We start from the raw sequence: 26,644 nt of genomic DNA on the forward strand, positions 1-26,644 counted from the left end.
TCCCATGAAGCCCCTCTCGCTGCTGAAGTCCTGCAGTATTCATCATCGGCTCACGGCCCGGCCAGCGACGGGCCGTGGCCGGTTGGCGAAATCGTCCGCCCGGCGGAACCACCGGAGTGCGTGCGCGCCTGCCGGTTGGGTACGTGGTGGGGCATCCCTTTGGCGGTCGTCCCGTACTCCCGTCCGAACAGCGACGCCTCCGGCACACCCGTCCGCAGCAACTCCCGCGCGACCCTGGCGTTGAACGACTCGTCTGCCGGTGTGCTGTTGTACAGCTCCTGAAGGTCCACCCGGTCCTGGGCCATCAACGCGACCTTCGGGTCCAGTGCAGCGAACGCCGGGCCGAATCCGCGGTTGCCCTCGCACTCGAGGTTACCGCCCGGCGAGGCCCGGTACTTCTCCGTCCGGCCGTCGGCCTGCTCGAACTGCAGCACCAGCGTCCGGTCCTGGAGGTTGGCCTGCTGCATCAGGTCCACGAGCGGCCGGTACGACTGCTTGACCAGACCCGACTCTCCTTGCTGCAGTTCGCTGACGACGAAGTCCGGCCGGCCGAACCCGTCCGGCGCTGCCTGCAGCCGGGTCTGGGCGATGGCGCTGTCGAGGCTGGCGCCGCGTTCCATCTGCCGGAGGACGTCGAGGTACTGGTGGCCGAGCATCCGGACGTACAGTTCCCCGCGGGCCAGGTCCGGCACTCTGGTCGTGCTCCGGGTCTCCGGTTCGCCGCGGCCCCGGTCGACACTCGTCCGTACGGTCGCGTCGTACCGGACCGGGATCCGGACCGTGACCAGCTGTCCCTCGAGGAACCTGCTGGTCTCGAGCCGGGTGCCGTTCGCGTCCGACACCTGCTCCTTGACCTGCTCGCCGATCGAGCCGCTCACGCCGACCAGCCCGCCGTCGACACCGGCGTTCGCGGTGAGCGGGGTGAGCCGGTTGGCGGAGTTGGAGGACCGGTACGTCTTCTGCCGCCGCCAGACCCGGCCGACCTGCCCTTCGACCTCCGGACCGTCCAGCTCGAAGCCGATCGCGGTCGCCTGCAGGTGCACGTCGACGGTCTTGTTCCCGTTGCCGGGTTTCGTCATCGGCTGCAGGTCGATGCCCGGGCCGAACATCCGGCCGGTCTTTGCCGCCAGCGCGGTCGCGGCCAGGTTCTGATGCAGCAGATGCGCGTACGCCGCCGTGCCGTTCCGGCCGAGCACTCCGGGCTGCTCGAGGTACTGCGTCAGGTTCTCCAACAACTCGTGCCGGCGTTCGCGATCCCTGCCGTGCAACGCGACCCGGATGGTGACCGCGCCCTCGGGCAGGTCGATCTGCCGGTGGTCGGCGACCTCCTGCTCCGCCGGTGCGCTCCTGGCCGGCGCCGGTCCGTCCAGGACGTCGCCGCGCGGGATCCACTGGATCAGGTCCGCGCGGACCTGGGCGGGCGCGGACACGGTGGTGATGTCGGCCTGGTCGATCCGGCCGAGCTGCCAGCGGCGACCGGCCTGCGCGGCGGAGCCGGCGTTCCGGATCCGGACGACCTCGGTGGTGAAGATCGCCTCCCGGTGGGTCTTGACCAGATCGAAGTGACCGAGCCGGTCGATCGTGGTGTTCTGCTCGCCGCCTCCGGCCGTGTTGTTCCGGGTCTGGTCGGTGGACAGGCCGCCGGACGCGTCCGTTCCGCCGCCGAGGCCGCCCTTCCCGTCGACGCCGCCGGCGACGGTCGTCGTATGGCCGGTCGACCGGTCCACCGACGTGTAGTCGTACTTCTGCCGTACCTTGCCGACGTCCTCCTTGGGGATGTCGGGCTGGGTCCCGGCGCCCGGGTCCTGCTCGTCGACGGGCTTGTCCGGGACGTTGTCGATGGTGCGCGGCCCGGTGAACCTCGCCCGGACCCGGACGAACAGCACGTCAGGACGGGCCTGTCCCTGCACCGGGACCTCGATCGGCGCGTAGAAGCCGCCGGCACCGAGCATGTCGTTCAGGTGACCCGAGAAGCTGCTCGGGTCGAGGTCGACGTCGATGTCGTTCTGCAGTTGCAGGCTGGCGGCCCGCAGCCCCGGCGCCAGCGCGTCGATCTGCGGCTGGACCAGCGTCCGCGGGTCGAACGGGCGGCCCGCCACGGTGACCGACTCGACCACCGACGCGCCGAGGCCGTCCTCGTACGCGTCCGACGTGTGCACCTCGCGGCGTTCGTCGGCGTGCGCGATGATCGCGTGCGTGAGCGACTGGAGCTCATCCGGCCGGCTCGGGGCAGACGCCGGCGTGCGGCGATTCTGCTGCCGGACCTTCGCGATCAGCCGCTCGCTGGTGTGCTCGGCGGCCAGCCCGGTGGTCACGCCGGCCTTCTCCTGCTGGTACCGCTGCAGCAGGCCGGCGGCGGTCCGCTGACTGATCGGCAGCCGGTCGTTCAGGTACCGTTCGGCGGCGTCCGACACCACCCACAAGGGCAGGTCGAGCTTGCGGGCGGCGTACAGCTCCAGGGCCCGCCGCTCGGCCATCAGTTTCTGGACGCGGGCCTCAGGCAGCTCGATCTGCCCGACGACCTCGCCGTTGTGCACGATGTCGGCGGTCAGCTCGTACCGCTCCATGAACTCATGGTGCGAGCCGGGGTTGATCAGCAGGTCCTCGTCGCCGGACGCCTCGCTGGTCGTGGTCGACTGCGACCGGCCGCCCGTCCGGGAGATCGACGCGCCGCCGCTCCGGCCGACACCGTCGGCGCCGACCTGGCCGCCCCCGATGCTGCCGCCGATCCCGCCGGACGACGATGTACCGGACGTCGAGCCGACGTCGTTCATCGGGAACTTGATGTCGACGCTGTTCTCCTGATGCATCGCCAGATGCGTCAGGCCGACCGCCTTGCCGCGGACGACGATCTGGTACTCCTGCGGCAGGATCGTCTTGTTCCGCAGCATGTGTACGGGGTTGCCCGGCGCCTGGACGACCGTGAACGGCAGCCGGTACTCGCCGTTCAGCCACTCGCGGTTCGCGAGCAAACTGGTGGGGGCGAGTTCGGCGTGCAGCTTCGCCAGCGCGGTCGAGTCCGCGTGGATCGCCGGGATCGCCTTGCACAGCGCGTCCGCCGCACCGACGTACTCCTCGGTCTCCGCGCTGTACTTGCCGGCGTCCACGGCGACCGGGAAGGCCTGCTGTACGGCGTCGCCGTGCGGCGCCTTCGGGTCCTTCTCGTAGACCGGTTCGGCGGCGCGGGTCATCGCGCTGTCGTACCCGATCCGCATGCTGCCGCGGACGTCGGCCAGCGGGGGCGCGTCGCCCTTGTCGGTGATCTCCGCGAACCGGATCCGGATGCCCTGCTCGAGCAGGTCGAGCGGCTCGGTCGACTCGCTCAGCGTGACCCGGTTGACCCGGCGGCCGGCGGTGTGGCTGAAGTTGCGGCCGCGGGCGGTCCGGGTGCCGGTCAGGCCGAGCCGTCCCATCAGGCCGCTGATCCCGGCGGCCGGGCCGCGGGAACCGCCGACGCCGGCCGACAGCGGCAGCGCCTTCGACCGCCCGGACGTCCGCCCGGTGGCCCGGGAGCTGATGCCGAGGAGTACGGCGTTCTCGTTCTCGCTGACGCCGGCGCCGCGGGTGGTCATCCGGCCGCTGGTCTCGTCGTGGTCCTGCGTCACGGTCAGCCGGAACGGCCGCCACTTCGGCGTACCGGCGATCCCGCGGTCCTCGAGCATCACGATCAGGCCGCTCTGGCAGGCCTCGTTCATACCGGCGCGGATCCGCGGCGCGTTCAGGTGCTTGATGATCTGCTGGTAGTTCCGGTTCTGCAGGTCGTCGTCGCTGGTCGGACCGTGCGGCGGGACAAGGCCGAGTTTGCGGAGACCGTCGAGCGCCTGCAACTGGGCCGCGTCGGCGCCCTTGAGGTTCTGCACCAGTGCTTTGCCGACGCCGCGGATCTGGTCCGGGCCGAAGCCCATCCACGGCGGTGCCTGCTGCGGACCGGTGGCCGGTGCCGGGTCGCCGCGGAGCAGCAGCCGGCCGTCCGGTCCGAGCTTGACGGTGCCGTCGGGGTTCCGCGGTACGGCGTCCTTGTCCGCGCGGCCGCCGACCCGGAGCAGGTCGTTCTCCTGGACCCGGAGCAGCGCCTCGCAGGTGCCCGTCTCGACGATCGGCGCGGCCTTCGGGTCGCCGGCCCTGCGCAGCGTGGCGCGGACGTTCAGGCCGACGAGTACACCCTGGGTCGGTCCCTGGCTGCGGTGCACGGCCGGGGTGATCGTGGTCATGCTGACGTTCTGGCCGCCGGTCCGGGACACGTTGCGGCCGGCCGACACGTTCGGCGACACGTTCACGCCGCTGCCGCCGACGTTGTCGAGCACCGTCGCCGCGCCGAGCGGGTTCACCGCGTCCGGCTTGCCCGGGAACGCCAGGCCCGCGCTGGCGGTCGCCGACGTACCGAACGTCTGGCTCGCGTTCGATCCGGCGAAGTCGACCAGGACCTCTTCCTGCCACATCTCCGAGCTGGACTCGCCGACGAGCTTCGCGTCGGCCCAGACCGGCTCGACCTCCCAGGTCAGCTCGTACTCGGTCTCGCCGCCGGTCGGGATCCGCCGGGTGAGGCCGCCGGGCTGACTCATCTCCCGGAGCAGCCGGTGCGAGTCGTTGACCATCAGGCCCGCGATGTGGTCGTACGCGACTCGGTCCAGGTCGCCGTACTGCTGTTGGGTCCGGCGCACGAGCCGGTCGGTGACGTCCTGCAGACCGGTGATGCTGGTGACCGCGTGCCGTGGGAACTCGCCGGTGACCTCGTGGCCCTGGCCGATCTCGTCGAGCGAAATCGTCTCGTCGGCCGCCTGCACCGTGTAGGCGCTGGACACCCACGTCTGCTGCCGCCCGGCGTCGAGGGTCTCGACCGTGGACCAGGGCTCGGTGGGGGAGTTCCGTACTTCGATCTCCCAGGTGCCGGACCACTCGTACAGCAGCGATTCGCCGCGGTTGTCGTCGACCCAGCCGGACTGGTAGTGGGCGGTGGCGCCGCTGCTGTCGGCCAGCGTGCGGCCGCGGGTCACGTCCACTCGCGGCGACACCAGCTGGGAGACCGCGTGCAACGGCGTACCGGGGGCTGCCATCGCGAGGAACGGCTGCAGCGACAGGCCGAAGTTCGTGCTGGTCGAGTGGGTGTCGGTGGTGCCGACGCTGGTCCCGCCCTCGCCGAGTGTGCCGGACATCTGCTCGGCCATCTCGTAGTTGCGGTTGGTGATCTCGGTGAGATCGCGCGGCACCAGCCGCAGCCGGACCTGGGGGAGCGTCGAGACGTCGGCGTCCGGGTCGTGGCCGACCGGGAACACCATGCCGTCGCGGGACAGCAGCCGCCGGTACTCCGCACTCGGAAGCGGAGCCGGACCACGGCCCGGGAGCTGCCGGCCGATCCCGTTCGCGGCCAGGATCCGGTTGATGTCGTCGGCCGGCAACGTGACCGGCTGCCCGTCCGGAGTGCCGGTCATCAGCAGGTCTTTGACCGGCATCGCCTTGTCGAGGCTGCGTTCGTACGCCAGCACCTGGCGCTCGGCCGCGGCGGCGAGCTCGGCGATCCGGGCCGGCGGCGCACCCTCGTCGATCCGGGTCAGCAACTGCTCGTACTCGGCGAGTGCCTTGCGGGCGGTGACGGCGGCGGTCTCGTACCCGGCGGCGATCTCGGTGTGCCGGACGGCCTTGCGCCGGGCGCCGTCCGCCAGGACCCGCAGCTTGCGCGCCCGTTCCGGCGCGCCGAAGTCCCGTTGCCCGTCCTCGTCCGTGGCCGCCGCTTCGTGCTGCTCGGCCTCGGTGGTGGCGTCGAGCGAGCTGTTCCGCTTGGTGGCGGTGTCCATGGCGAGGTCCTCGGCGGCGGCCCGGAGAATCTCGATCTGCTGGACGACCTGGCCGCGGAGGTGCTCCGGCGTGTGCGGGGCCGCGTTCGCGGCGGCCGCGGCACGACCGGCCGCGACTCCGAAGGCGGCGGCCTGCGGGTCGACGACCACGCCGTCGGCCCAGGGCAGCGCCGGCTCGGAGCCGCCGTGCCGCCGGATCGTCCGGGCCAGGCCCTCCAGGTCGCGCTGCAGGTCGGCGACCGGCCGGCCGTGGGCGCGCGCCTCGTGCCAGTCCCGGAGCAGCAGCTGGAAGCTCGCGAGGTCGGCCTGGGCGCGGCGGTCCCGGCGTTCGCTGCCGAAGACCGACCGAAGCTTGCCGAGCAGGCCGTGCGGGCGCTCGGCCCGGCCGGCCGTGACGTCCTGCGTCAGCTGCGACGTCTGGTTGGCCCACACCACGCGGAGCTGCTGGTCGGTGAGTCGCGACGAGAGCTGTACGACATGTGGGTCCGTCGCCGTACCGGCATGCCGCACGCTGCTCGCGAGGGCGCCCAGCGGCACGTCACCGACCTCGACGCGCACGTGCTGCGGCTCGTCGATTCCGGGTATCCGCAGTACGGCGAGCTGGCCGGCCGGCCGCTGATCGGTCAGGGTCGCGGCGAGGTCGTCCTGGTTCATCGCGCCGAGGACGTCGAGTGCGTGCGTCGAGGTCAGTACGCCTTCGGACGCGGGTCGCTCGCGGCGTTCCAGCCCGGTGCCCCGGATCTGCGAGGTCCACAGGCGGCGGCCTGTCGTGCTCTGCTGACGGCTGCGCTTCGGCGCGCGGTGCTGTCCGCCGACGTTGCCACGCTGCCGACGGTGCGATGTCGGCGTACGACGCGCCGTACGGGCGTCGAGGTATTGCGCGTCGCGGCTGATCAGGCCCGACGTACCGACGATCTCCGAGGTCCGGACGACCGTTCCCGGCTGCGGAATCCGGCGGAGCCGCTCGGCGGCCTGCGGATCGTGCGCCGCGGCTCCGCCGAGCGCGACCAGCAACATCGCCTCGGCCTCGGCGCGTCGCGACGGGCTGAGACCAGGCCCGCCGAGGTAGCGGTCGAGCGCGTCGGTCGCACCGCGAGCCGGCTCCTGGCCGCGGGCGCGGGCGATCTCGGCGCCGAGGATCGCGACCGACTCGGCCAGCAGGCGGTCCTCGACGACCCGGTCGGCGGCGCGGCGGGTGAGGTGTTGCTGCAGCGACCGCAGCACCTGGGCGTCGAGCACGTCCTCGCGGGTGGTCAGCCGGACCCGGCCGTTCCGCAGCGGCACGGCCGACGGGTGCAGGATCCCCAGGGCGCTTCCGACCGCCCAGCGGGCCCGAGCCGTCGCGTCCGCGGCGGACAACGTGGGTGTGGTCAGCCGGATCACCCCTCCCGTTCAGTGTCCAGGTGCTCACCAGTCGTCACCAGGACCCTCTGGTTCCGGAATCTAGCAAACAATCGGTTACTCGCCAGCAACTCGTACTACCCGAACTGTTAACGATTTACGCCAGTGCGTCCCCCTAGGATCCGCTCCATGACTGAGACGTTCGGTGAGTCGGAGTGGACGGTCAGCGACGCGCGTGAACTCGTCCACGAGCTGCGGCGGATCGCCGAGGGCGACCGGGAGTACGACGCCATCGAACTGTTCCTCGCGCTCTGCGAGTACCTGGACGAGCTGCACGGCACCGATCCGGCCCGCGGCCGGTACGGGTTCGGCTCGTTCTACACCGGGCCGCAGTTCGAGCAACTGGCCGCCGCGGTCCGGGCCGTCCGTGGCCCGAACACCGCCTGGGACCCGTCGTCGAACCGGATGGACCAGCCGGTGAACGCGGCCGTCACGCTGGCGGAGGGCCGCGAGCTGGTCGACTGGATGGAGGCACGTCCGGCCTGGGAACGACAGGTCGGCCTCTGCCTGCGGGCGCTGTATTCCTATCTGGACCAGTTGTACGGCGGTCCGGGACTGTTCAACCAGCTGCTCACGCCGCTGGAGCGGGAGCGGGTCGCGGCGCGGTAACGGGGGATGGAACAGCGCCGGGCCGCTGGCGCGATTGGTACCTCGCTGCCATTACGGTAGGCGGGTGAGTCTCTCGTCCTCCACGCGTAGCACTTCCCAAGGGTCCCGGGCCGCGGGCCGACCGGCGGGCGGCGGCCCTAACCGCCTTCCCAGCGGCCGGGAACGACGTCCGGCGCTGGCCGCGCTCGCGGTCATCCTGATCCTGCTCGGTGCCGCCGGCTCCGCGCTGATCGCGCTGAACAGCGGCAACCGCTCCGACTACGTCGCGATCTCCGGCACGCTGCCGCCCGGCCACAAGATCGAGGCCAAGGACTTCTCCCGGGGTGACCTGGCCGGCGCCACCGGCGGTCTGGTCCCGTGGTCGCAGGCGGGCAAGTACGTCGGCCGGTACACCACCAGCTGGCTGTACAAGGACCAGTTCGTCACGCCGGACAACTTCACCAAGGACGGCCATCAGCCGATCCCGCAGGACGGCGCCCTGGTCGGTGTCAGCCTGGATGCCGGGCACGCACCGTCCGACGGGCTGAGCGTCGGCGACATCGTGCAGGTCGTCCGGGTGCCCGGAGGCAACGACGGGGGCGGCAACTCGACGCTGCTGGTCGGCGCGGCCACGGTGACCTCGAGCGCCGGTGCGATCACCGACAGCAAGACAAGTGCCAACAGCTCGCTCAACGTGACGATCCTGGTCCCGCAGTCGAAGGTCAACATGGTCGCCGCGGCCGCCGCGGCGAAGACGCTGTCGGTGGCGAAGCTGGCGCCCGGTACCAAGACCGATGTGGGGTCGAACTGATGGCACTGGTGGCGCTGGCGAGCGCGAAAGGCTCTCCGGGCGTGACCACGGCGAGCCTGGTGTTCGGCGCGCTCTGGCCGCGGCAGGTGCTGCTGGCCGAGTGCGACCCGGCCGGCAGCGACGTCGCGATCCGGATGACCGGCCCGGCCGGTGCCCCGCTCGACTCGGACCGCGGGCTGGTCAGCCTGGCCGCCGCGAGCCGGAAGGGCCTGGGCGACGAGGTGATCCTGGCGCACAGCCAGCAACTGGACGGCGGGCTCGACGTACTGCTCGGTGTGCGTTCGCCGGAGCAGGTCGGCGGTATGGGCGGGCTGTGGCATCCGCTCGGCATCTCCTTCAACCAGATGCACCAGAGCGACGTACTGGCGGACTGCGGGCGGATCGGCGCGTCGTCGCCGCAGCTTCCGGTGATCCAGTCCGCGCGGCTGGTCGTGATGGTGTGTACGGCGACCGGCTCGTCGGTGGCGCACCTGCGTGAGCGGCTGTCCACGCTGGTGCATCACGTCGACGCCCAGCTCGGTGTCGTCGTGGTCGCCGACCCGAAGCAGCGGGACGGCGTGAAGCAGGTGTGGTCGGTCCTGGACGCCATGTCGCTGCCGGTGCGGCACCGCTGGCACCTGGCCTACGACCCGGTGGGCGCGGCGTTCTTCGACGGCCGTGGGCACGGCAGGCTCGACAAGACCCAGCTGATCCGTTCCGCGAGCGTGATTGCTGGAGAGATGGCCTCGCTGGTCGCCGCCCCGCCGCCGCAGGACTTCGACATGGCGAACGCGGCGTTCCCGCCGGGTGACTATCGATGAGCGCTGACCAGGAGCTGGTTCGCCGTTTGCGGGTGCAGGTCGCGGAGCGGCTGAACGAGCAGCGCCGCCGCGACCAGGTGAACGGCGTACCTCCGATGAGCGCCGAGGACGAGCGGGAGTACGCCCGGTCGCTGATCGTGCAGGTGCTCGAGGACCACGCGCGGTACGAGCTGGCCGAGGGGCGGACGCCGCCGACGCCGGACGACGACGCGCAGATCGCCGGCGCGATCCACTCGGCGCTGTTCGGCGTCGGCCGGCTGCAGCCGCTGATCGACGACCCCGAGGTCGAGAACATCGACATCAACGGCTGCGACCAGGTCTTCGTGCAGTACGGCGACGGCCGCGAGGAGACGCCCGGCCCGGTGGCCGAGAGCGACGAGGAACTGATCGAGCTGATCCAGGTGCTGGCCTCGCACGCCGGCCTGACCAGCCGGCCGTTCGACTCCGCGAACCCGCAGCTCGACCTCCGGCTGCCGGACGGCTCCCGGCTCTCGGCCGTGATGGGTGTGACCTCGCGGCCCGCGGTGTCGATCCGGCGCGCCCGGCTCGGCCGGGTGTTCCTGAAGGACCTGGTTGCCAACGGCACCATGAGCGACGACGTCGGCTCGTTCCTGCGGGCGGCGGTCGCGGCCCGGAAGAACATCATGATCGCGGGCGCGACCAACTCCGGGAAGACGACGCTGCTGCGCGCGCTGGCCAACGAGATCCAGCCGCACGAGCGGCTGATCACGGTCGAGCGCTCGCTCGAGCTCGGGCTGGGGGAGTTCAAGGACCTGCACCCGAACGTGGTCGCGTTCGAGGAGCGGCTGCCGAACTCCGAGGGCGTCGGCGAGGTGACGATGGCCGATCTGGTCCGTCGTTCGCTGCGGATGAACCCGTCCCGCGTGATCGTCGGTGAGGTGCTGGGCGACGAGATCGTGACGATGCTGAACGCGATGAGCCAGGGCAACGACGGCTCGCTGTCGACGATCCACTCGAACAGCTCGATGGAGGTGTTCAACCGGATCAGCACGTACGCCATCCAGGCGATGGAGCGGCTGCCGATGGACGCCACCCAGATGCTGATCTCCGGAGCGCTCGACTTCGTGGTGTTCGTCCGCCGGCACAACGACTACCAGCGCGGCGGCGGCGTCAGCCGGTACATCGAGAGCATCCGCGAGGTGACCGGCTGGGACGGGCGGGTGCTGTCCGGCGAGGTGTTCGCGCCGGGACCGGACGGCCGGGCCGCGGCGCACGCGCCGATCGCGTGCATGGACGAGCTCGAGCACTTCGGGTACCAGCCGCTCGTGCACGGAACGTGGGCGTGATGCCGTGAGCACCGAGACCCTGGCGGCGCTGCTCTGCGGTGCGGTGGTGGGCGGCGCCGTGATGCTGCTGATCGTCGCGATCCGCGGTACCGAGCCGAAGAACGAGACGCCCTCGCTGTTCCGGAACCGGAGTGCCGAGAACCGCAAGAACCTGATCCGGCTCGGCGCCGCGGTCGCGGTCGGCCTGGTGGTGCTGGTGGTGACCCGCTGGCTGGTGCTCGCGGTCGCCCTCGGCCTGCTGGCCGGGATGGCGGACCGGTTCTTCGGCGGCAGCGGCGAGGAGCGCCGGGCGATCGACCGGCTGGACGCACTGGCGACCTGGACGGAGGCGCTCCGGGACACGATCGCCGGCGCGGTCGGCCTGGAGCAGGCGATCCCGGCCACCGCGGTGAACGCGGCGCCCGCGATCAAGCCCGGCCTGAACCTGCTGGTCGACCGGCTGCGGATCCGGGAACCGTTGCCGTCGGCCCTGATGCGGTTCGCCGACGACCTCGACGACCCGTCCGCGGACCTGATCGTCGCGGCCCTGGTGCTGAACGCCCGGCTCCGCGGACCCGGTCTGCGCGAGGTGCTGAGCGCGCTCGCGGACTCGGCCCGCGAGGAGCTCGACGTACGCCGGAAGGTCGCCGCCGAGCGCCGGTCCACCCGGCGCAGTGTGCAGGTGGTGGTCGCGATCACGCTGATCATGGCGGCCGGCCTGGTGCTGTTCAACCCGACGTACATGGCGCCGTACACGAGCTTCATCGGGCAGGTCGTGCTGGCCGTGGTGATCGGCCTGTACGCGCTCGGCCTGCTTTGGCTGCGCCGGCTGGCGAAGATCGAGGTGCCGGAGCGGTTCCTGATCGGCGTCTCCAGGGACCACGGGACGAACCGGCCCGGTGACGAGCGGATGGAGGTGGTGAACGGATGACGTGGGCCTTCGTCACCGGCGCGATCGCCGGCCTGGGCGTGTACCTGCTGGTGCGGATGTTCATCAAGCCGCGCGCCAACGTGCTGTCCACGATCGCCCGGATCGACGCCGGCCGCGGCGCCTACACCGGCGGGGCCACCGCGAGCGCGGCCGGGGAGCGGGTGCTCGGCGGTGTGGACCGCGCCCGGGAGTCCTTGGGCCGCCGGCTGGAGCTGGAGGCGAACTCCCGCGGCTGGGCGTTCGGCAAGCTTCGCCGGGACCTCGCGGTGATGAACCAGCCGTTCGCCGCGATGCTCGCCACCAAGGTGTTCTTCGCGCTCGGCGCGATGCTGTTCATCCCGCTCGTGCTGTTCCTGTTCTCGGCGATCGGCCTGACCGCGCCCGGCGCGACGCCGGCGATCGTGACGCTGGCGTTCATGGCGGTGGCGTTCTTCCTGCCGGACCTGGCCCTGCGCCAGGAGGCGGAGAAGCGGCGCCGGGACTTCCGGCACGTGGTCGGCAGCTTCCTGGACCTGGTCGCGATGAACCTGGCCGGCGGCCGCGGCCTGCCGGAGGCGCTGATGACCGCGTCCACGATCGGCGAGCACTGGGCGATGGCCCGGATCCGGCAGGCACTGGCGAACGCGCGGCTGATCGGCATCACGCCGTGGGACGCGATGGCCCGGCTCGGCGAGGACCTCGGCGTCGAGGAGCTCCGGGACCTGGCCTCGGCACTGGCACTGGCCGGCGACGAGGGCGCGAAGATCCGGTCCTCGCTGCTCGCCCGGGCGGCGTCGCTGCGCCGCAAGGAGCTGGCCGACGTCGAGGGCAAGGCCGGCGAGCGGTCGCAGTCCATGCTGGTCGCGCAGCTGGTGATGATCGCGGCCTTCTTCCTGTTCCTGGCTTTCCCGGCCGGCGTGGCCATCCTCGGAAGTTAGGCCGAACAGTGATCAGGGCACGGGATCCGTTGGGCGGCGTCGCCCGTCGAACACGGCATACTGGGGCCTGCTCAGGCCTCACGAATCGGAAGGCAGACGGATGATCTCGGAGTTGATGTTCTGGCGGGCGATGGCCGGCTACGCGGTGGCGCGGGCCCAGGCGCAGCGCGCCCGGCAGCGCGCGGGCCAGAGCGAGCTGGGCGCCTCCGCCCTGGAGTGGGCGATCATCTCGGCGATCCTGGTCGCGGCCGCGCTGGCGATCGGCGTGGTGGTGAAGCGCGTGATCACCAAGCGCACGTCCGAGATCGACCAGGGCTGACGCCGGCCGTGCTGCGGCGGACGGCGCCGGGACGCTCGCGGGGACGATCGGAGCGAGGTGTCAGCACACTCGAGCTGGCCATCCTCGCGCCGGCCATCCTGGCGCTGATCTTCGTCTCGATCCAGACCGCCCTCTGGCTGTACGGGCGGTCCGTCGCGCTGAACGCCGCTCAGGAAGGGGTGTCGCGGCTGCGGCTGGTGCAGCCGACGGTCTACACCGACGCGGTGGGGGAGAAGGTGCGCTCGGACATCCAGTCCTACGCCCAGCAGCTGGGCGGTACGACGTTGCAGAACACCGCCGTGCCGTTCCCGTCGTACAACAGCCCGGAAGGCATGGTTTCGTTCACCGTCACCGGTGACACCGTCTCGCTGGTGCCCGGGCTGAAGCTGAAGGTGAGCCGGACCGCCACCGGCCCGATCGAGCAGTTCCAAGCTGACAAGTGAGTGCCGACAAGTGAGGGTTCGGAGGATGCAGCTTCGACGGTGCCTGGAGCGAGCGCCTTCCTCGCTCCTGTTGCGCGCCGAGCGCGGCACGATGGCGCTGGAGATGGTGATTCTCGCGCCCGTGCTGCTGGCGCTGTTCATGTTCCTGCTCGCCTGCGGCCGATACTTCCAGACCTCGTCGCTGCTGGAGAGCGCCGCCCGCGACGGTGCCCGCGGCGCCAGCCAGTCGCGGTCGGTGCAGGAGGCGCAGGGCCGCGTCGACCAGGCCGTCAGCGACGCGATGGGCCAGGCGGTGAAGTCCTGCAAGGAGTCCGCGAGCGGTTCGATCACCACCGGGTTCGTTGCCGGGTCGCCGTTGTCGGTCGAGGTCACGTGCACGATCAACTACCGCGACCTGGGCCTGCTCGGGCTCGGCGGTGACACCAAGATCACCAAGCGCTTCACGTCGTCGCTCGACCCGTACCGGGGGGTGCGCGGTGACGGCTCCTGACCAGCTGAGGTCGCGGCTCGTCGAGTTCCTGCGGATCGACGCACCGCGGCCGCACCGGCGCTTCCACCGCGGCGCGCTCAGCCCCGCGGTGGCGATCCTCGCGGTGATGATCTTCACGCTGGCCGGACTCGTGATCGACGGCGGCCGGCAGCTCGGCGCGCGCTCCCGCGCGGTCGGCTACGCGCAGGAGGCCGCCCGGGTCGGCGCCGCCGCCATCCAGCTGAACTCGGCCGAGGCGAAGATCGACACGACCAAGGCCGCCACCGCGATCGCCGGCTTCTGCGGCCAGGTGCAGAACAACGACCCGACCGTGACCTCGTGCGGCCCGACCACGCTGACCGAGAAAGAGGTCGACATCCAGGTCGACATCCAGAACAAGACCACGTTCCTCGGCCTGATCGGCAAGCAGTCGCTGAAGGCGACCGGCGCCGGCCAGGCGCATGCCGAGCAGGGCGTCGACAAGGCCGACGACAGCCCGACCATCCCGCCGATCGTGGTGAACTCGACCCCGGACGGCCCGGGCACGATCCCGATCACCACCGCGGTCCCGCCGACCATCGACCTGCCCTGCCCGACCTGGACCGTCGGCTCGCCGACACCCGTCTGGACGCTGACGCCGTTCCCGTTCCCGGCCACCTGCAAGCCGAACGTGACCCCGACCCCGACCCTCACCCCGAACCCGTCGGACACTCCGCCGACCGGTACACCGCCGAGCCCCACAGACACGCCGCCGAGCGGTCGCTAGAGACGGAGGACTGTTCCTCGTGCGTAGGTTTGCCATCCCTGCCGCGGTGCTCTGTGGCGTCCTGCTGCTCAGTGCCTGCGGCAAGGACTCCAAAGACGGCGGCCTCCCGGTCCCGGCCGGCGGCGACGCCGGTACGACGACCTCGAGTACGCCGTCCGCGGACCCGAGCCAGACTCCGAGCAGCGCGCCGACCCAGACCGCAGCCACCGCGCAGCCGACCGCGCCGGCCGCCAAACAGGTGACGGTACTTCCCGGGAACTTCGGGTCGAATCCCGCCGTCCAAGGGCTCGTGACCAGTTACCCGCTGTACTTCAAGTCGCTCGTCGACCGCGACGACACGATCCTGAAGCAGCGGTTCCCGTCGTTCTTCTACGCCGACGTGGCGCAGGGCATCGCGGACGCCAAGCGCAACGGCTGGGTGATGAAGCCGCCGGGCAGCGTCGTCGTGGTCGGTGCCCGCAGTACGCCACAGGGCACCGTGACCGTGCAGACCTGCCGCTCGCAGCACACGCAGTACTGGGATCCCAAGGCCCGGAACTGGACCGTGGTAGCACCGAACGGGTCGCCCGAGGTGATCGAGATGGTGAAGACCGGGATGGGCTGGCTGCCGTACCGGCTGGTCACGAGCAAGGGCGTGAACTGCGCCGGCATCCATTATCCGGCATAGACCAGAATGATGGATTTCAGGTTGCGAAGAGGTGACGGGGCACTGGGCAACGGGCATGATGCCCCTGGTCGAAGATAATCTGCCGGAAGACGAGTCTGGGGAGTGAGGATGCACAACCGGGTAGGCCGCGCGCTGCTCGCCTTGAGCGCCGTTCTCGCACTACTGGTGGCAGTCCCCGCCACCACGGCGTCCGCCGAAACCATCGTCACCGGCAACTCCGTCTGCAGCATGTACGTCAACTCCGTCGGCTTCGGCTCCTACTGCAGTTCCGGTGAGCCTTACCTGGGCGACGGTTCGCCGCCGCCGACCTGGAAGGACCGGCTCGAGGGCCGGCCGTTCGTACCGTGCCGGAACTTCGACATCCCGGAAGGCATCAAGTTGCCGAAGGCCCCGGAGGGCAAGAAGTGGGTGCTCCGGGTGACGATCACGGACTACGACCTGAACACGTTCAACGGCGGCGACCACGCGCACCTCGAGCGCGCGTACGTGCCGGTCGACCCGGCCGAGGAAGCGCAGTGCCCGTTCCCGGACTACATGAAGCAGTTCTGGTACGAGTTCAAGAGCAGCTACCCGGAGCCGGCGCTGCAGATCATGCCGACGTACACCCCGCGGGTGAACGTGCCGGCGTACTTCACGCTGACGCCGCTGAGCTCCGAGATCTACGAGGTCGACGGTACGACGAGTAGCTACTTCAGCCCGGGGCACAACCTGACCATGCGCGGCATGGTGGTGGAGATGACGATCGACCCGGGGGACGGCACCGGACCGTTCAAGTGCATGACCGGGACGACACCGCTGGCCAACCCGACCGGATACGACCCGACGCAGGATCCGTACCACCAGCTGAACCCGTGCAAGCACGTCTACAAGAAGTCCAGCGCGAGTCAGCCGGACGGGATGTACACGGTGAAGCTGACGATCACATGGGAGGTCTCCTACTGGATCGGCAAGGACCACGGGGGCTGGAACCCGATCGGTAGGGCGGATGTTCACGCGGTGCAGCGGTTGCCGGTGCAGGAAGTCGAGGCCATTGGTGGCTGATGGTGGGGGTATGGAGGAGCGATGGTAAGGACGAATGATCCGGTGCGCGCGGCGCGGTTGCCGCAGCGGCGGTCGACGAGTCCGGGCGCGGACCGGCTGAAGGGCTTCCTCGCGCTGCTCGCGATCCTCGCGATCGTCGGCGGCGTGCCGTACGTGCTGCTGCGGTTCTTCGGTACGCCGTGGCCGGACAGCATGCCCTCGAAGAGCATGCTGTTCAGCGAGCTGAGCATCCGGACCGTGCTGGGCATCATCGCGTTCTTCATCTGGATCGCCTGGCTGCACTTCGTGGTCTGCCTGATCGCGGAGGCGGTCGCGGAGATCCGCGGCCACGGGTTGTCGCCACGGGTCCCGCTCGGCGGCGGCTCGCAGGCGCTGGCCCGGCGGCTGATCGGCACCGTCGTACTGATCGCGGCCGGTGCGGGCGTCAGCCTGCCGGTGGCGAGCGCGGCGACGACGAGCGGCCCGGTCGCGCCGACCGCGGTGACCGCGCGGCACAGCACGCAGGAGTCCGCGGCGTCGCAGTTCCGCCAGACCGAGGCGTCCAGCACGATCCTCAGCGGCAGCAGCCAGCAGGCGAACAAGACCACCACCGGGGTCCGGACGAACCACGACCACCAGGGTCAGGTCATCAAGTACACGGAGGTGCGTCCGCCGCACGGCCGCAACTACGACTGCCTGTGGGACATCGCGGAGCGGCACCTCGGCGACGGCCGCCGGTACAAGGAGATCTACGACCTCAACAAGAACAAGCTGCAGCCGGACGGCCGCCGGCTGACCAACCCGGACCTGATCATGCCGGGCTGGCAGGTGCGGCTGCCGGCCGACGCCAAGGGCCCGGGGGTGCACACGGTCCGGGTCAGCATCGGCGACCACACGTCGACGAACCAGACCAAGACCCACACCACCGAGGCCCGCACGAAGACCGCCGAGACGAAGACGACGGCCAAGCCGAAGGCCGCGGTCGACCACAAGTCCGAGACCAGGACCAGCGGTCCGGGGCGTTACGCGGAGCAGGGCGTCGAGCAGGGATCCTCGCTCGGGATCGTCAGCTCGACCACCGACCCGGGCGCGAAGAACGTCAAGCCGGGCGGCCCGAACGTGACGGCCGAGCCGCACATCCCGGGCACCGGGACGAACGCCCAGGGTGAGCCGGCCGGCGGTGGCACCCAGGTGCCGGTGGCGACTCCGGTCGCGGCGCACAGCGGTGGCATCAGCCTGCAGGAGGCCGGCATCTTCGGCTTCGGCGCGACGCTGCTCGCGGCCGGCCTGGCGCTGGCGCTGAAGCGTCGCCGCGGCTGGGCGCAGGGCCCCGGCCCGAAGGCGGCCGGACAGCGGCAGACCGAGATCGACCTGCGGCTGGCGGCCGACGTACCGACCGCACAGTTCGTCGACAACTCGCTGCGCAAGCTCGGTGCGGACATGACCCAGCTCGGGCGCCCGATGCCGAAGGTGGTCGCCGCGCTGGTGACCGACCGAGCGCTGACCCTGGTGCTGGACCCGTACGAGGCGCAGCCCGCCCCGCCCGGTCCGTGGCAGGCGATCGCCGAGGGCACCCGCTGGACGCTGCGCCGCGCGTACGGCCCGGCCGGCGAGGTGAACGCGCCGGCGCCGTACCCGACACTGGTCACGGTCGGCCAGAACGCCGACGGCGCGACCGTGCTGATCGACCTCGACACCGCGAACGGGATCGTCGCGTTCGGCGGCGTCACGAACGCCTCCCGCGACGTGGTCGGTTCGCTGGCCGTCGAGCTGGCCACCAACCTGTGGTCGGAAGGCGCGCACATCAGCATGGTCGGGTTCGGTGACGACCTGTCGTCGCTGTCGCCGAGCCGGCTGAGCTACTGGGTGCGGCTGGACGACGCGATGGGCGAGGTGGTCCGCCGGACCGAGGCGCAGGTCCAGGCCTGCCAGCGGCGGAACGCCGGCTCGGTCGCCGAGGCCCGGATGTCGCACCCGGACGCGGCGCTGTGGGGCGCGGAGATCATCTTCGTGTCCGCGCCGCCGTCGCCGGAGGAGCAGGACCAGCTGAACCGGCTGGCCGCTGACACCAAGCGCAGCATCTCGGTGATCGTGGTCGGCGACGTACTGAACGCACCGTGGCGGTTCGTCGTGGACGAGAAGAACCAGGCGGTCTGCCGGCTGCTCGGCCTCGAGGTCGAGGCGCACAGCATCAACCCCGCGCAGTTCGCGGACCTGGTCCAGCTGTTCGACGCGGCCGAGGCGGACGCCCGCGACAAGCGCCGCGTGGAGCAGGACATGCCGGCGTACGAGTTCTCGGCCACTGACCTGAGCCAGCCCGCGCCGGTCGAGGTGGACCTGCTCGGGCCGGTCGAGGTGGACGCCCGCGGCGCGATCGACGAGGGACGGGTCGCGCTCGCGACCGAGATCGTCGCGTTCCTGGCCAGCCAGGACTACGGCGTACACCCGAACGTGCTGGCCGGTGCGATCTGGCCGCGCGGCATCAGCGAGGAACTGCGCGACTCGGCGCTCGAGCACACCCGCCGCTGGGTCGGCGTGGACGCGATGTACGCCGACGAGTCCGGCCGCTGGATGCTGAACCGCAGTGTGGTCCGGGTCGACTGGGACGTGTTCCGGACCCTGGCCAAGCAGGCGTCGATGGTGGACGACCCGCGCGGCCCGCTGTCGACGGCGCTCAGCCTGGTGCACGGTCCGGCCTGGTCGAACCTGCCCGGCGGCCGCTACTCGTGGCTCGCCGCGTCCGGCATCGAGCGCCGGATGGTCGAGGCCGTCGTCGACGCCGCCCTGCGGCTCGCCGAGGCGTCCCTCAGCCACAACGACGGCAACCTGGCCCGCACCGCCCTGCAGACCGGCCTGAGCTTCTCGCCGGCCTCCGAGGAACTGTGGCGAGCCACCCTCCGGCTGGCGGCCCACTTCGGCACCACCGCCGACGTCACCAACGTCGCCGGCCAGATGTACGCCGCCCTCACCAAGCACGGCGCCCCCCGCGGCCCCGAAGCCGAGACCGACGCCCTGGTCGACGAACTCATCCCGGGCTACCACCGCCCCGCCCAGGTCGCCTGACCCACCGCCGCACAACCCTCCAGTTCACGGGACATCCCCCGAACTGGAGGGTTGCCCCTTGAAAATCTCAGGGGGCAACCCTCCAGGTGAGGGGGTAAGTCCTCAGAGGGAGCGGGCAGACCAGGTGTCGCAGGCGGTCAGGTCGCCGGAGTCGAGGCCGGTCTGGAACCACTTCATGCGTTGGGCGGCGGTGCCGTGGCTGAAGGACTCGGGGGTGACCTGGCCCTGCGTCTTCTGCTGGATGCGGTCGTCGCCGACGGAGGCGGCAGCGTCCAGGCCGCGGGCGATGTCGTCCTGGGTGAGGTCGGTGATCAGCGGCTTGCCGTTCTTGCCGGGGACCGTCGTGGCGTGGTTGGTCCAGATGCCGGCCAGGCAGTCGGCCTGGAGCTCGGAGCGGACCGAGTCCGACGTCGGGCCGTTCCGGGTCTTGATCCGGTCGAGGATGCCGTACAGGTTCTGGACGTGGTGGCCGTACTCGTGGGCCACGACGTACGCCTCGGCGAACTCGCCGCCGCGTGCGCCCAGCTCGGTCTTCAGGGTCTGGAAGAAGCCGAGGTCGAGGTAGACGCGGTGGTCGGGCGGGCAGTAGAACGGGCCGACCGCGCTGGTCGCCGGGCCGCAGCCGGTGTTCACCGAGCCGTCGAAGACCCGCAGCGGGGCCCGGGTGTACTTCTTCCCGTGCCGGGGGAGCTCCGCGGCCCAGAAGCTCTCGATCGAGTTCTGGTAGAAGACGAACCGGCAGCCCGAGTTCGACTGCAGGTCGGTGCCCTTCTTGCAGGAGCTGAGGTTGCCTGCCGCCGTGTTCTGCGTGACCGGCTGGTCACCGCCGTCCCCGCCTGGCAGTCCGCCGTTCAGGAGCAGGATCACGACGAGCAGGATGAGGCCGCCGATGCCGCCGCCGACCGGAATCACCCCGCCGGGCAGCCCACCGCGACCGCCGCCGCCACTCCCGCGGGTGTCCTCGACACCGCTCGTGTCGAGATCCGCATCCGGGTTGAATTTCACGGCACATACACTAGAGCAGCTCACCTCTGCCGGCCCCAGCGTAAGGACCTCTGCGTACCCCGATGATCACTGTTTCCAATCTCGAGGTTCGCGTCGGTGCCCGGCAGTTGCTGGCGCCCGCGTCGTTCCGGGTCGGCCCGGGGGACAAGGTCGGGCTGGTCGGCCGTAACGGGGCCGGTAAGACCACGTTGACCAAGATCCTCGCCGGTGAAGGTCTCCCGGCCGCCGGGTCGGTGACCTCGTCGGGGGAGATCGGCTACCTGCCGCAGGACCCGCGCACCGGCGACCTCGACGTACTCGCCCGGGACCGGATCCTGTCCGCCCGCGGACTCGACGACGTCGTACGACGGCTGCGGGGCGCGGAGAAGCAGATGGCCAGCGCGGACGACAAGACCCGCGCCAAGGGCATGCGGCGGTACGAGCGCGCCGAGGCCGACCTGCACGCCGCCGGGGGATACGCCGCCGAGTCCGAGGCGGCCCGGATCGCGGCCAACCTGGGCCTGCCGGACCGGGTTCTCGGCCAGCCGTTGTCCACCCTGTCCGGCGGTCAGCGTCGCCGTGTCGAGCTGGCCCGGATCCTGTTCGCGCAGGCCGAGACGCTGCTCCTGGACGAGCCGACGAACCACCTGGACGCGGACTCGATCGTCTGGCTCCGGGACTTCCTGAAGTCGTACGCCGGTGGCGTGATCATGATCAGCCACGACGTGAACCTGCTCGAGGAGACCGTCACCCGGGTCTTCCACCTGGACGCGAACCGCGCCGAGATCGACGTCTACAACGTCGGCTGGAAGGCGTACCTGAGCCAGCGCGAGACCGACGAACGGCGCCGCAAGCGCGAGCGGGCGAACGCCGAGAAGAAGGCCACCCAGCTGGTCGACCAGGCGAACAAGATGCGCGCCAAGGCGACCAAGGCGGCGGCCGCCCAGCAGATGCTCCGCCGCGCCGAGCGGCTGATGTCCTCGCTGGAGGACGAGCGCCAGGCCGACCGGGTCGCGAAGATCTCGTTCCCGACGCCGGCGCCGTGCGGGAAGACGCCGTTGATGGCGCGCGAGCTGTCGAAGTCGTACGGATCGCTGGAGATCTTCACCGATGTCGACCTGGCGATCGACAAGGGTTCCCGGGTCGTCGTGCTGGGTCTCAACGGTGCCGGCAAGACCACACTGCTGCGGATTCTCGGCGGGATCGAGAAGGCCGACACCGGCGAGGTGATCGACGGCCACGGCCTCAAGCTCGGGTACTACGCCCAGGAGCACGAGACGCTCGACGTGAACCGGACCGTGCTGGAGAACATGAAGTCCGCCGCCCCGGACCTGAACGAGACGCAGGCGCGCAGCGTGCTCGGCTCGTTCCTGTTCACCGGTGACGACTCGGACAAGCCGGCGAGTGTGCTGTCCGGCGGTGAGAAGACCCGGCTCGCGCTGGCGACGCTGGTCGTCTCCGCGGCGAACGTGCTGCTGCTCGACGAGCCGACCAACAACCTCGACCCGGCCTCCCGCGCCGAGGTGCTGAACGCGATCCGCTCGTACACCGGCGCGATCGTCCTCGTCACCCACGACGAGGGCGCCGTCGAGGCCCTCGAACCCGAACGCGTGGTCCTGCTCCCGGACGGCGTCGAGGACCTCTGGACCAACGAGTACGCCGACCTGGTCTCGCTCGCCTGATTACTTCCGAGTAATATCCGGGAGTATGACTGGCCTGCGACTGAGTGTGGACGGGCCCGTGGCCCGGGTGGTGCTGGATCGGCCCGAGGTGCGGAACGCCCAGACGCCGCGGATGTGGAGTGAGCTGGCGGACTTCGGTACGTCGCTGCCCGACGAGGTCCGCGTGGTGATCGTGTCGGGGGAGGGCCCGTCGTTCTCGGCCGGGCTGGACCGGCGGCTGATCATGGGCGAGAACGACCTCGGCGAGGAGCCGCTGCTCAACCTCGGAGCGAAGCCGACCGACGAGGTGCTGGAGCTGATCGCGCACTTCCAGTCCGGGTTCTCCTGGCTGCGGCGGCCCGAGATCGTCAGCATCGCGGCCGTCCAGGGCCACGCGGTCGGCGCCGGCTTCCAGCTCGCGCTCGCCTGTGACCTGCGGGTCGTGACCCCGGACGTGCGGTTCAGCATGCGCGAGCCGTCGCTCGGCCTGGTCCCGGACCTCGGCGGCACGAAGCCGCTCGTCGAGCTGGTCGGGTACTCCCGGGCGCTCGAGATCTGCGCCACCACCCGCTGGGTCGAGGCGGCCGAGGCGAAGGAGCTCGGCCTCGCGAACATCGTCGTACCGGCGGACGAGCTGGAGGCGACGGTGAAGGACCTCTCCGACGCGCTGCTCGGGCCGCTGCCGGGCGCGATCCGCGAGACCAAGGCGTTGCTCCTCGGTGCCGCGGACCGCCCGTACGACGACCAGCTCAAGGCCGAGCGCGCAGCCCAGGAGCGCCGCCTGAAGGAACTCCTCGCCGCCTTCGGCTAGTGCCAGTTGCTCACGAGTACGTCGTTCGGGGCCGGCTCGCCCTTGCCGGTCTCGACGTACTGCTTGAGGCTCATCAGGAACGTCGCCCACTTGGTGCTGCAGTGGTACATGAACTCGACCGGCTCCCGCCAGCCCTCGTGCTTGAACAGGACGATAGTGAAGTCGTCGACGGTCGAGAGCGCGAAGCTGACCTGGGTACCGATCCATTCGTCGGGTCCGCCAACGACCTCCCAGCGGATCAGCTCGGGCGTGGTCTCCAGGACCTTCATGTCGAACCCGTCCCCGCCCGCGCTGGCGAAGCGGAACTCCAGTACGCCGTCGACGTCGCCGGTGGTGTCCACGGTCCACCACCCGGCCAGACCGTCGATCGTGGTCAGCGCGTCGTACACATCTTTGCTCGGGGCAACAATGCCCACGCGGTGCAGAATGTCGCTCATCGGAACTACCTTTCCTTCCGTTCGATCGCCTCGGCGATCGTCTTGATGCGCTGCAGCCGCCGGTCCCAGGCGTGGGTCACGTCGGACAGCTGGTTGATGGCGTGAGCGAGGCGGTCCTCATCCACGGTGTAGCGGCGTTCCCGCCCGTACGGCGCGGAGTGCACCAGCCCGGCCCGGTCCAGGACGCCGAGGTGTTTCGCGACCGCCTGCCGGGTGACGGGCAGGCGCTCGCTGAGCCCGGTCGCCGTACCGCCGCCGTCCGCGAGCAGCAGGTCGAGCATCCGCCGCCGGGTCGGGTCGCCGATCGCCGACCAGAGCTCGTCGTCGATCACGGCCGGGCTACCAGCCGGGCGACGTACGGCGCGATCCGCGGCAGGAAGTAGTCCCAGCCGCTGGTGTGGTCGGCGAACAGTTCGTCGGACTTCCCGGCCTCGTCGAACCCGGTCTCCGCGAACCGGAGCAGCGTGCCGCCGGCGTCCGGGACCAGATCGAAGGTGACGAGCACCGAGTTCCGCACGGTCGCGGTCTCGCCGTCGTAGTCCCAGCGGAACGCGAACCGGCGCGGCGGCTCGGCCTCCAGCACCGTGAATCCCACGGTCATGGTCCCGTCGTCCTGCCGGAAGCCGATCGTGCCGGCGCTCCCCGGCACCGCCTTGTAGTCGGCCTCGTCCGGCCACCACTCGCGCAGGTGCTCCGGTGAGCTGACCACCTCGTAGACCACCTCCGGCGCGGCCTCGATCCGAATCTCCCGCTCGATACTCCTGCTCATCTGACCCCTGCCCCTTTCGCAACCTTTGGTTGCTCATGACTGTAGGCCGTGCCGCCGAGATATGCAACCAAAGGTTGCGGGAAGCGTTCTCAACCCCCGGCTGTTGAGATGATTCAGTGAAAAGGGAGGCAGTGCGATGTCGATGATGGGCGGGATGGCTGCGGCCGGCTGGCGGCGGCAGGACGCGTCCGTCGTCGGACGCAAGCTGGCGAAGGGCACGGTGCGGCGGATCCTCCGGTTCGCGAGGCCGTTCCGGTGGCAGATCACGGGATTCCTGGTGCTGGTGATCGCGTCGGCGTTCCTGGTGATCGCGTCGCCGCTGCTGTTCAAGAAGATCGTCGACGACGGCATCACCAAGGGGAACGCCGGACTCGTGACGGCGCTCGCGCTGGTAGTGGCGGGGCTCGCGGTCGTCGAGGCAGTGCTGGGCCTGGTGCAGCGCTCGTTCTCGGCGCGGATCGGCGAGGGGCTGATCTACGACCTGCGGACCAAGGTGTTCGCGCACGTGCAGCGGATGCCGGTCGCGTTCTTCACCCGGACCCAGACCGGCGCGCTGGTCTCCCGGCTGAACAACGACGTCATCGGCGCCCAGCAGGCGTTCACCACCACGCTGTCCGGCGTCGTCTCGAACATCATCAGCCTGATCCTCGTGGTCGCGGCGATGCTCGCGCTGAGCTGGCAGCTGACCCTGGTCGCGATCCTGCTGCTGCCGATCTTCCTGGTCCCGGCCCGCATCCTCGGCCGCCGGCTGGCCGCGATGACCCGCGAGCAGATGAACCTGAACGCCGAGATGTCGTCCGCGATGACCGAGCGGTTCAGCGTGGGCGGCGCGCTGCTGGTCACGCTGTTCGGCCACCCGGCGCTCGAGGAGCGCGACTTCGGCGAGCGCGCCGGGCGGGTCCGTGACCTGGGCATCCGGATCGCGATGCTGGGCCGGGTGTTCTTCACCGCGCTGACGCTGGTCGCGGCGCTCGCGACGGCCCTGGTGTACGGCGTGGGCGGCAACCTGGCGGTCCGCCAGACGCTGACCGTCGGGACGCTGCTCGCCCTCGTCGCGCTGCTCGGCCGGCTGTACGGGCCGCTGACCGCGCTGTCGAACGTGCGTGTCGACGTGATGACCGCGCTGGTGTCGTTCGAGCGCGTCTTCGAGGTGCTCGACCTGGAGCCGATGATCAAGGACGCTCCCGACGCCGTCGACCTGCCGGACGACGCGGCGAGCGTGGAGTTCGATCACGTCGCGTTCTCGTACCCGACCGCCGAGCAGGTCTCGCTCGCGAGCCTGGAATCGGTCGCCGTGCTGGACAAGCGGGCGTCGGCGCAGGTCCTCGGGGACGTGAGCTTCGTCGTCCAGCCGGGCCAGATGATCGCGTTGGTCGGCCCGTCCGGTGCGGGGAAGACGACGATCACGAACCTGGTCGCGCGGCTGTACGACGTGACCGGGGGAGCCGTGCGCGTCGGCGGGCGCGACGTACGCGAGGTCAGGCTGCGGTCCCTGCACGACACGATCGGGTACGTCACGCAGGACGCACACATGTTCCACGACACGATCCGGGCCAACCTGGACTACGCGAAGCCCGACGCGACCGAGGACGAGATGATCGCGGCGTTGCGGGCGGCCCAGATCTGGGAGCTGGTGTCGGAGTTGCCGGACGGCCTGGACACGGTCGTGGGCGACCGCGGGCACCGGCTGTCCGGTGGCGAACGGCAACGGCTGGCGATCGCCCGGTTGTTGCTCAAGGCGCCGAAGATCGTGGTCCTCGACGAGGCGACCGCACACCTGGACTCCGAGTCCGAGGTCGCTGTCCAGCGGGCCCTGGACACCGCGCTCGAGGGCCGTACGTCGCTGGTGATCGCACACCGGCTCTCGACGGTGCGGAACGCGGACCAGATCCTGGTCGTTGACCACGGCAACGTCGTCGAACGCGGCACGCACGAAGAGTTGCTCGCGGCCGGTGGCGAGTACGCTGATCTGTACCGCACGCAGTTCAAGGAGTCCGGCACAGCGGCAGGTGTCTGATGATCAAACTCGCGCTCGTCCTCGCGGCCGGGTACGCCGGCTACAAGGTCGCGTACCACTCCGAGGACGGCCGGCACTACGGCCGCACCGGAGAGCGCGCGATCAGGACCACACTGTCGCTCCTGATCGCAAGCCTCGCCGGCGGACTCACCTACGCGGTTCTGCTCCAGCACTAGCCGGCTCGTGCTCCAGCAGGTGGAGGACGGGGACACCGAGGTGACGGCGCGCCGAGTTGGTCCAGTCCAGATGGAAGAACTCGGCCACGATGTGCGGCCGGGTCAGGATGATGACCTCCTGCCCGTGCACGTGGTTCACGGTCGCGACGAGCGCGTCGATCGGCCGGTCGTGGGAGATGCCGCCCTCGGCGTTCTGCCCGAGCTCGCGGAGCCGTTGCACGCTGCGGCCGCTGCAGCCCTTGGCCTCGGAGTCGATCGCGCGTTGCGCCTCCACCAGGTCCTCGCGCTGACCGGCGAGACCCGGTCCGTACAGGTCCGCCGTACCGAGGGCGCTGATCGACGCCTCGACGCCTGCCTCCGCGTTGTGGCAGGGCACGAGCACGTGGTACGTGACCGGCTCGGGCATGTCCTGATGGAGTTCGACGACGCGTTTCGCGTCCGGCTCGGACAGTTCCTGTTCGACAAGCAGTACGACGTCGTACATCGTGCCACCTCCGCTTACCAGTCGGTATGACT

General features: G+C 70.5%; 23 protein-coding genes. 17 read left to right on the top strand and 6 right to left on the bottom strand.

The annotated features are described in order from the left end of the window. Window positions 1-50: 50 nt before the first annotated feature. The gene (locus AB0M51_RS06810; RefSeq protein ID WP_363748403.1) at window positions 51-7,175 is read right to left on the bottom strand and encodes a hypothetical protein; all 7,125 of its coding nucleotides are present in this window, start codon (window positions 7,173-7,175) and stop codon (window positions 51-53) included. Window positions 7,176-7,322: 147 nt separating this feature from the next. On the opposite strand from AB0M51_RS06810, the gene AB0M51_RS06815 reads away from it, so the two are divergent. The 13 genes from AB0M51_RS06815 to AB0M51_RS06875 all read left to right on the top strand — a co-directional run bounded on the left by AB0M51_RS06815 (window position 7,323) and on the right by AB0M51_RS06875 (window position 19,273). Further along, a complete protein-coding gene (locus tag AB0M51_RS06815) occupies window positions 7,323-7,802 on the top strand; it encodes a hypothetical protein (protein ID WP_363748405.1) in 480 nt (159 codons plus the stop codon). A gap of 64 nt (window positions 7,803-7,866) precedes the next feature. Further along, window positions 7,867-8,592 carry a hypothetical protein gene (locus AB0M51_RS06820; protein WP_344196554.1) on the top strand — a complete coding sequence of 242 codons (726 nt, stop codon included), beginning with the start codon at window positions 7,867-7,869 and terminating at the stop codon, window positions 8,590-8,592. Further along, entirely contained in the window at window positions 8,592-9,392 is an 801-nt protein-coding gene (locus tag AB0M51_RS06825) for a hypothetical protein (RefSeq protein WP_344196553.1), read from the top strand. Before AB0M51_RS06820 ends, AB0M51_RS06825 begins: the two co-directional genes overlap by 1 nt. Next, complete coding sequence (locus AB0M51_RS06830) at window positions 9,389-10,699, top strand: ATPase, T2SS/T4P/T4SS family (protein WP_344196551.1); 1,311 nt, start codon at window positions 9,389-9,391, stop codon at window positions 10,697-10,699. The genes AB0M51_RS06825 and AB0M51_RS06830 overlap by 4 nt, the downstream gene beginning before the upstream one ends. Window positions 10,700-10,703: 4 nt before the next feature. Beyond that, window positions 10,704-11,609 (top strand): type II secretion system F family protein, encoded by a 906-nt coding sequence (locus tag AB0M51_RS06835; protein WP_344196550.1) that lies wholly within the window; start codon window positions 10,704-10,706, stop codon window positions 11,607-11,609. Further along, window positions 11,606-12,526, top strand: coding sequence for a type II secretion system F family protein (locus tag AB0M51_RS06840; protein ID WP_344196548.1), 921 nt, complete (start codon window positions 11,606-11,608; stop codon window positions 12,524-12,526). Before AB0M51_RS06835 ends, AB0M51_RS06840 begins: the two co-directional genes overlap by 4 nt. Before the next feature lie 100 nt (window positions 12,527-12,626). After that, entirely contained in the window at window positions 12,627-12,845 is a 219-nt protein-coding gene (locus tag AB0M51_RS06845; protein WP_344196546.1) for a hypothetical protein, read from the top strand. Window positions 12,846-12,853: 8 nt separating this feature from the next. After that, window positions 12,854-13,288, top strand: coding sequence for a TadE family protein (locus AB0M51_RS06850; RefSeq protein ID WP_344196545.1), 435 nt, complete (start codon window positions 12,854-12,856; stop codon window positions 13,286-13,288). A gap of 25 nt (window positions 13,289-13,313) precedes the next feature. Next, on the top strand, window positions 13,314-13,778 hold the full coding sequence (locus AB0M51_RS06855; RefSeq protein WP_344196543.1) for a TadE/TadG family type IV pilus assembly protein: 465 nt from the start codon (window positions 13,314-13,316) through the stop codon (window positions 13,776-13,778). After that, window positions 13,765-14,523 carry a Tad domain-containing protein gene (locus AB0M51_RS06860; RefSeq protein ID WP_363748409.1) on the top strand — a complete coding sequence of 253 codons (759 nt, stop codon included), beginning with the start codon at window positions 13,765-13,767 and terminating at the stop codon, window positions 14,521-14,523. The genes AB0M51_RS06855 and AB0M51_RS06860 overlap by 14 nt, the downstream gene beginning before the upstream one ends. A 19-nt stretch (window positions 14,524-14,542) precedes the next feature. After that, window positions 14,543-15,190, top strand: a complete 648-nt coding sequence (locus tag AB0M51_RS06865) for a hypothetical protein (RefSeq protein WP_363748411.1) — start codon at window positions 14,543-14,545, stop codon at window positions 15,188-15,190. A gap of 108 nt (window positions 15,191-15,298) precedes the next feature. Continuing rightward, window positions 15,299-16,231, top strand: a complete 933-nt coding sequence (locus AB0M51_RS06870) for a hypothetical protein (protein WP_363748412.1) — start codon at window positions 15,299-15,301, stop codon at window positions 16,229-16,231. Window positions 16,232-16,252: 21 nt separating this feature from the next. Next, window positions 16,253-19,273 (top strand): hypothetical protein, encoded by a 3,021-nt coding sequence (locus tag AB0M51_RS06875; protein ID WP_363748414.1) that lies wholly within the window; start codon window positions 16,253-16,255, stop codon window positions 19,271-19,273. Between the two features lie 102 nt (window positions 19,274-19,375). On the opposite strand, the gene AB0M51_RS06880 is transcribed toward AB0M51_RS06875, so the two are convergent. Further along, window positions 19,376-20,278, bottom strand: coding sequence for a neutral zinc metallopeptidase (locus AB0M51_RS06880; RefSeq protein ID WP_344196536.1), 903 nt, complete (start codon window positions 20,276-20,278; stop codon window positions 19,376-19,378). Window positions 20,279-20,340: 62 nt separating this feature from the next. Here AB0M51_RS06880 and AB0M51_RS06885 point away from each other — a divergent pair, with 62 nt between their 5' ends. Then, a complete protein-coding gene (locus tag AB0M51_RS06885; protein WP_344196534.1) occupies window positions 20,341-21,939 on the top strand; it encodes an ABC-F family ATP-binding cassette domain-containing protein in 1,599 nt (532 codons plus the stop codon). Between the two features lie 25 nt (window positions 21,940-21,964). Next, the gene (locus AB0M51_RS06890; protein ID WP_344196532.1) at window positions 21,965-22,729 is read left to right on the top strand and encodes an enoyl-CoA hydratase/isomerase family protein; all 765 of its coding nucleotides are present in this window, start codon (window positions 21,965-21,967) and stop codon (window positions 22,727-22,729) included. On the opposite strand, the gene AB0M51_RS06895 is transcribed toward AB0M51_RS06890, so the two are convergent. From AB0M51_RS06895 to AB0M51_RS06905, 3 genes are read right to left on the bottom strand one after another with little or no spacing between them, the layout of a single operon-like run. Next, the gene (locus AB0M51_RS06895) at window positions 22,726-23,166 is read right to left on the bottom strand and encodes an SRPBCC domain-containing protein (RefSeq protein WP_344196531.1); all 441 of its coding nucleotides are present in this window, start codon (window positions 23,164-23,166) and stop codon (window positions 22,726-22,728) included. The two genes, AB0M51_RS06890 and AB0M51_RS06895, sit on opposite strands and share 4 nt — an antisense overlap. A gap of 5 nt (window positions 23,167-23,171) precedes the next feature. Further along, window positions 23,172-23,498 carry a metalloregulator ArsR/SmtB family transcription factor gene (locus tag AB0M51_RS06900; protein ID WP_344196529.1) on the bottom strand — a complete coding sequence of 109 codons (327 nt, stop codon included), beginning with the start codon at window positions 23,496-23,498 and terminating at the stop codon, window positions 23,172-23,174. Further along, window positions 23,495-23,935 carry an SRPBCC domain-containing protein gene (locus AB0M51_RS06905; protein WP_344196528.1) on the bottom strand — a complete coding sequence of 147 codons (441 nt, stop codon included), beginning with the start codon at window positions 23,933-23,935 and terminating at the stop codon, window positions 23,495-23,497. Before AB0M51_RS06905 ends, AB0M51_RS06900 begins: the two co-directional genes overlap by 4 nt. Before the next feature lie 142 nt (window positions 23,936-24,077). Here AB0M51_RS06905 and AB0M51_RS06910 point away from each other — a divergent pair, with 142 nt between their 5' ends. Continuing rightward, window positions 24,078-25,952 (top strand): ABC transporter ATP-binding protein, encoded by a 1,875-nt coding sequence (locus AB0M51_RS06910; protein WP_344197137.1) that lies wholly within the window; start codon window positions 24,078-24,080, stop codon window positions 25,950-25,952. Beyond that, a complete protein-coding gene (locus AB0M51_RS06915) occupies window positions 25,952-26,128 on the top strand; it encodes a hypothetical protein (RefSeq protein WP_344196526.1) in 177 nt (58 codons plus the stop codon). The genes AB0M51_RS06910 and AB0M51_RS06915 overlap by 1 nt, the downstream gene beginning before the upstream one ends. On the opposite strand, the gene AB0M51_RS06920 is transcribed toward AB0M51_RS06915, so the two are convergent. Further along, a complete protein-coding gene (locus tag AB0M51_RS06920; protein ID WP_344196524.1) occupies window positions 26,100-26,612 on the bottom strand; it encodes a hypothetical protein in 513 nt (170 codons plus the stop codon). The genes AB0M51_RS06915 and AB0M51_RS06920 overlap by 29 nt on opposite strands. Window positions 26,613-26,644: the final 32 nt, after the last annotated feature.

Origin of the sequence: Kribbella sp. NPDC051137 (assembly GCF_040682535.1) — a bacterium.
In the GTDB taxonomy this organism is placed as follows: domain Bacteria; phylum Actinomycetota; class Actinomycetes; order Propionibacteriales; family Kribbellaceae; genus Kribbella; species Kribbella karoonensis.

What these genes read in the sequence shown, in the direction of transcription:
- AB0M51_RS06815 (WP_363748405.1), top strand. Translation starts at nt 7,323, where the DNA reads ATGACTGAGACGTTCGGTGAGTCGGAGTGGACGGTCAGCGACGCGCGT.
- AB0M51_RS06825 (WP_344196553.1), top strand. Translation starts at nt 8,592, where the DNA reads ATGGCACTGGTGGCGCTGGCGAGCGCGAAAGGCTCTCCGGGCGTGACC.
- AB0M51_RS06830 (WP_344196551.1), top strand. Translation starts at nt 9,389, where the DNA reads ATGAGCGCTGACCAGGAGCTGGTTCGCCGTTTGCGGGTGCAGGTCGCG.
- AB0M51_RS06840 (WP_344196548.1), top strand. Translation starts at nt 11,606, where the DNA reads ATGACGTGGGCCTTCGTCACCGGCGCGATCGCCGGCCTGGGCGTGTAC.
- AB0M51_RS06845 (WP_344196546.1), top strand. Translation starts at nt 12,627, where the DNA reads ATGATCTCGGAGTTGATGTTCTGGCGGGCGATGGCCGGCTACGCGGTG.
- AB0M51_RS06855 (WP_344196543.1), top strand. Translation starts at nt 13,314, where the DNA reads ATGCAGCTTCGACGGTGCCTGGAGCGAGCGCCTTCCTCGCTCCTGTTG.
- AB0M51_RS06870 (WP_363748412.1), top strand. Translation starts at nt 15,299, where the DNA reads ATGCACAACCGGGTAGGCCGCGCGCTGCTCGCCTTGAGCGCCGTTCTC.
- AB0M51_RS06875 (WP_363748414.1), top strand. Translation starts at nt 16,253, where the DNA reads ATGGTAAGGACGAATGATCCGGTGCGCGCGGCGCGGTTGCCGCAGCGG.
- AB0M51_RS06885 (WP_344196534.1), top strand. Translation starts at nt 20,341, where the DNA reads ATGATCACTGTTTCCAATCTCGAGGTTCGCGTCGGTGCCCGGCAGTTG.
- AB0M51_RS06890 (WP_344196532.1), top strand. Translation starts at nt 21,965, where the DNA reads ATGACTGGCCTGCGACTGAGTGTGGACGGGCCCGTGGCCCGGGTGGTG.
- AB0M51_RS06895 (WP_344196531.1), bottom strand. Translation starts at nt 23,166, where the DNA reads ATGAGCGACATTCTGCACCGCGTGGGCATTGTTGCCCCGAGCAAAGAT.
- AB0M51_RS06905 (WP_344196528.1), bottom strand. Translation starts at nt 23,935, where the DNA reads ATGAGCAGGAGTATCGAGCGGGAGATTCGGATCGAGGCCGCGCCGGAG.
- AB0M51_RS06910 (WP_344197137.1), top strand. Translation starts at nt 24,078, where the DNA reads ATGATGGGCGGGATGGCTGCGGCCGGCTGGCGGCGGCAGGACGCGTCC.
- AB0M51_RS06915 (WP_344196526.1), top strand. Translation starts at nt 25,952, where the DNA reads ATGATCAAACTCGCGCTCGTCCTCGCGGCCGGGTACGCCGGCTACAAG.
- AB0M51_RS06920 (WP_344196524.1), bottom strand. Translation starts at nt 26,612, where the DNA reads ATGTACGACGTCGTACTGCTTGTCGAACAGGAACTGTCCGAGCCGGAC.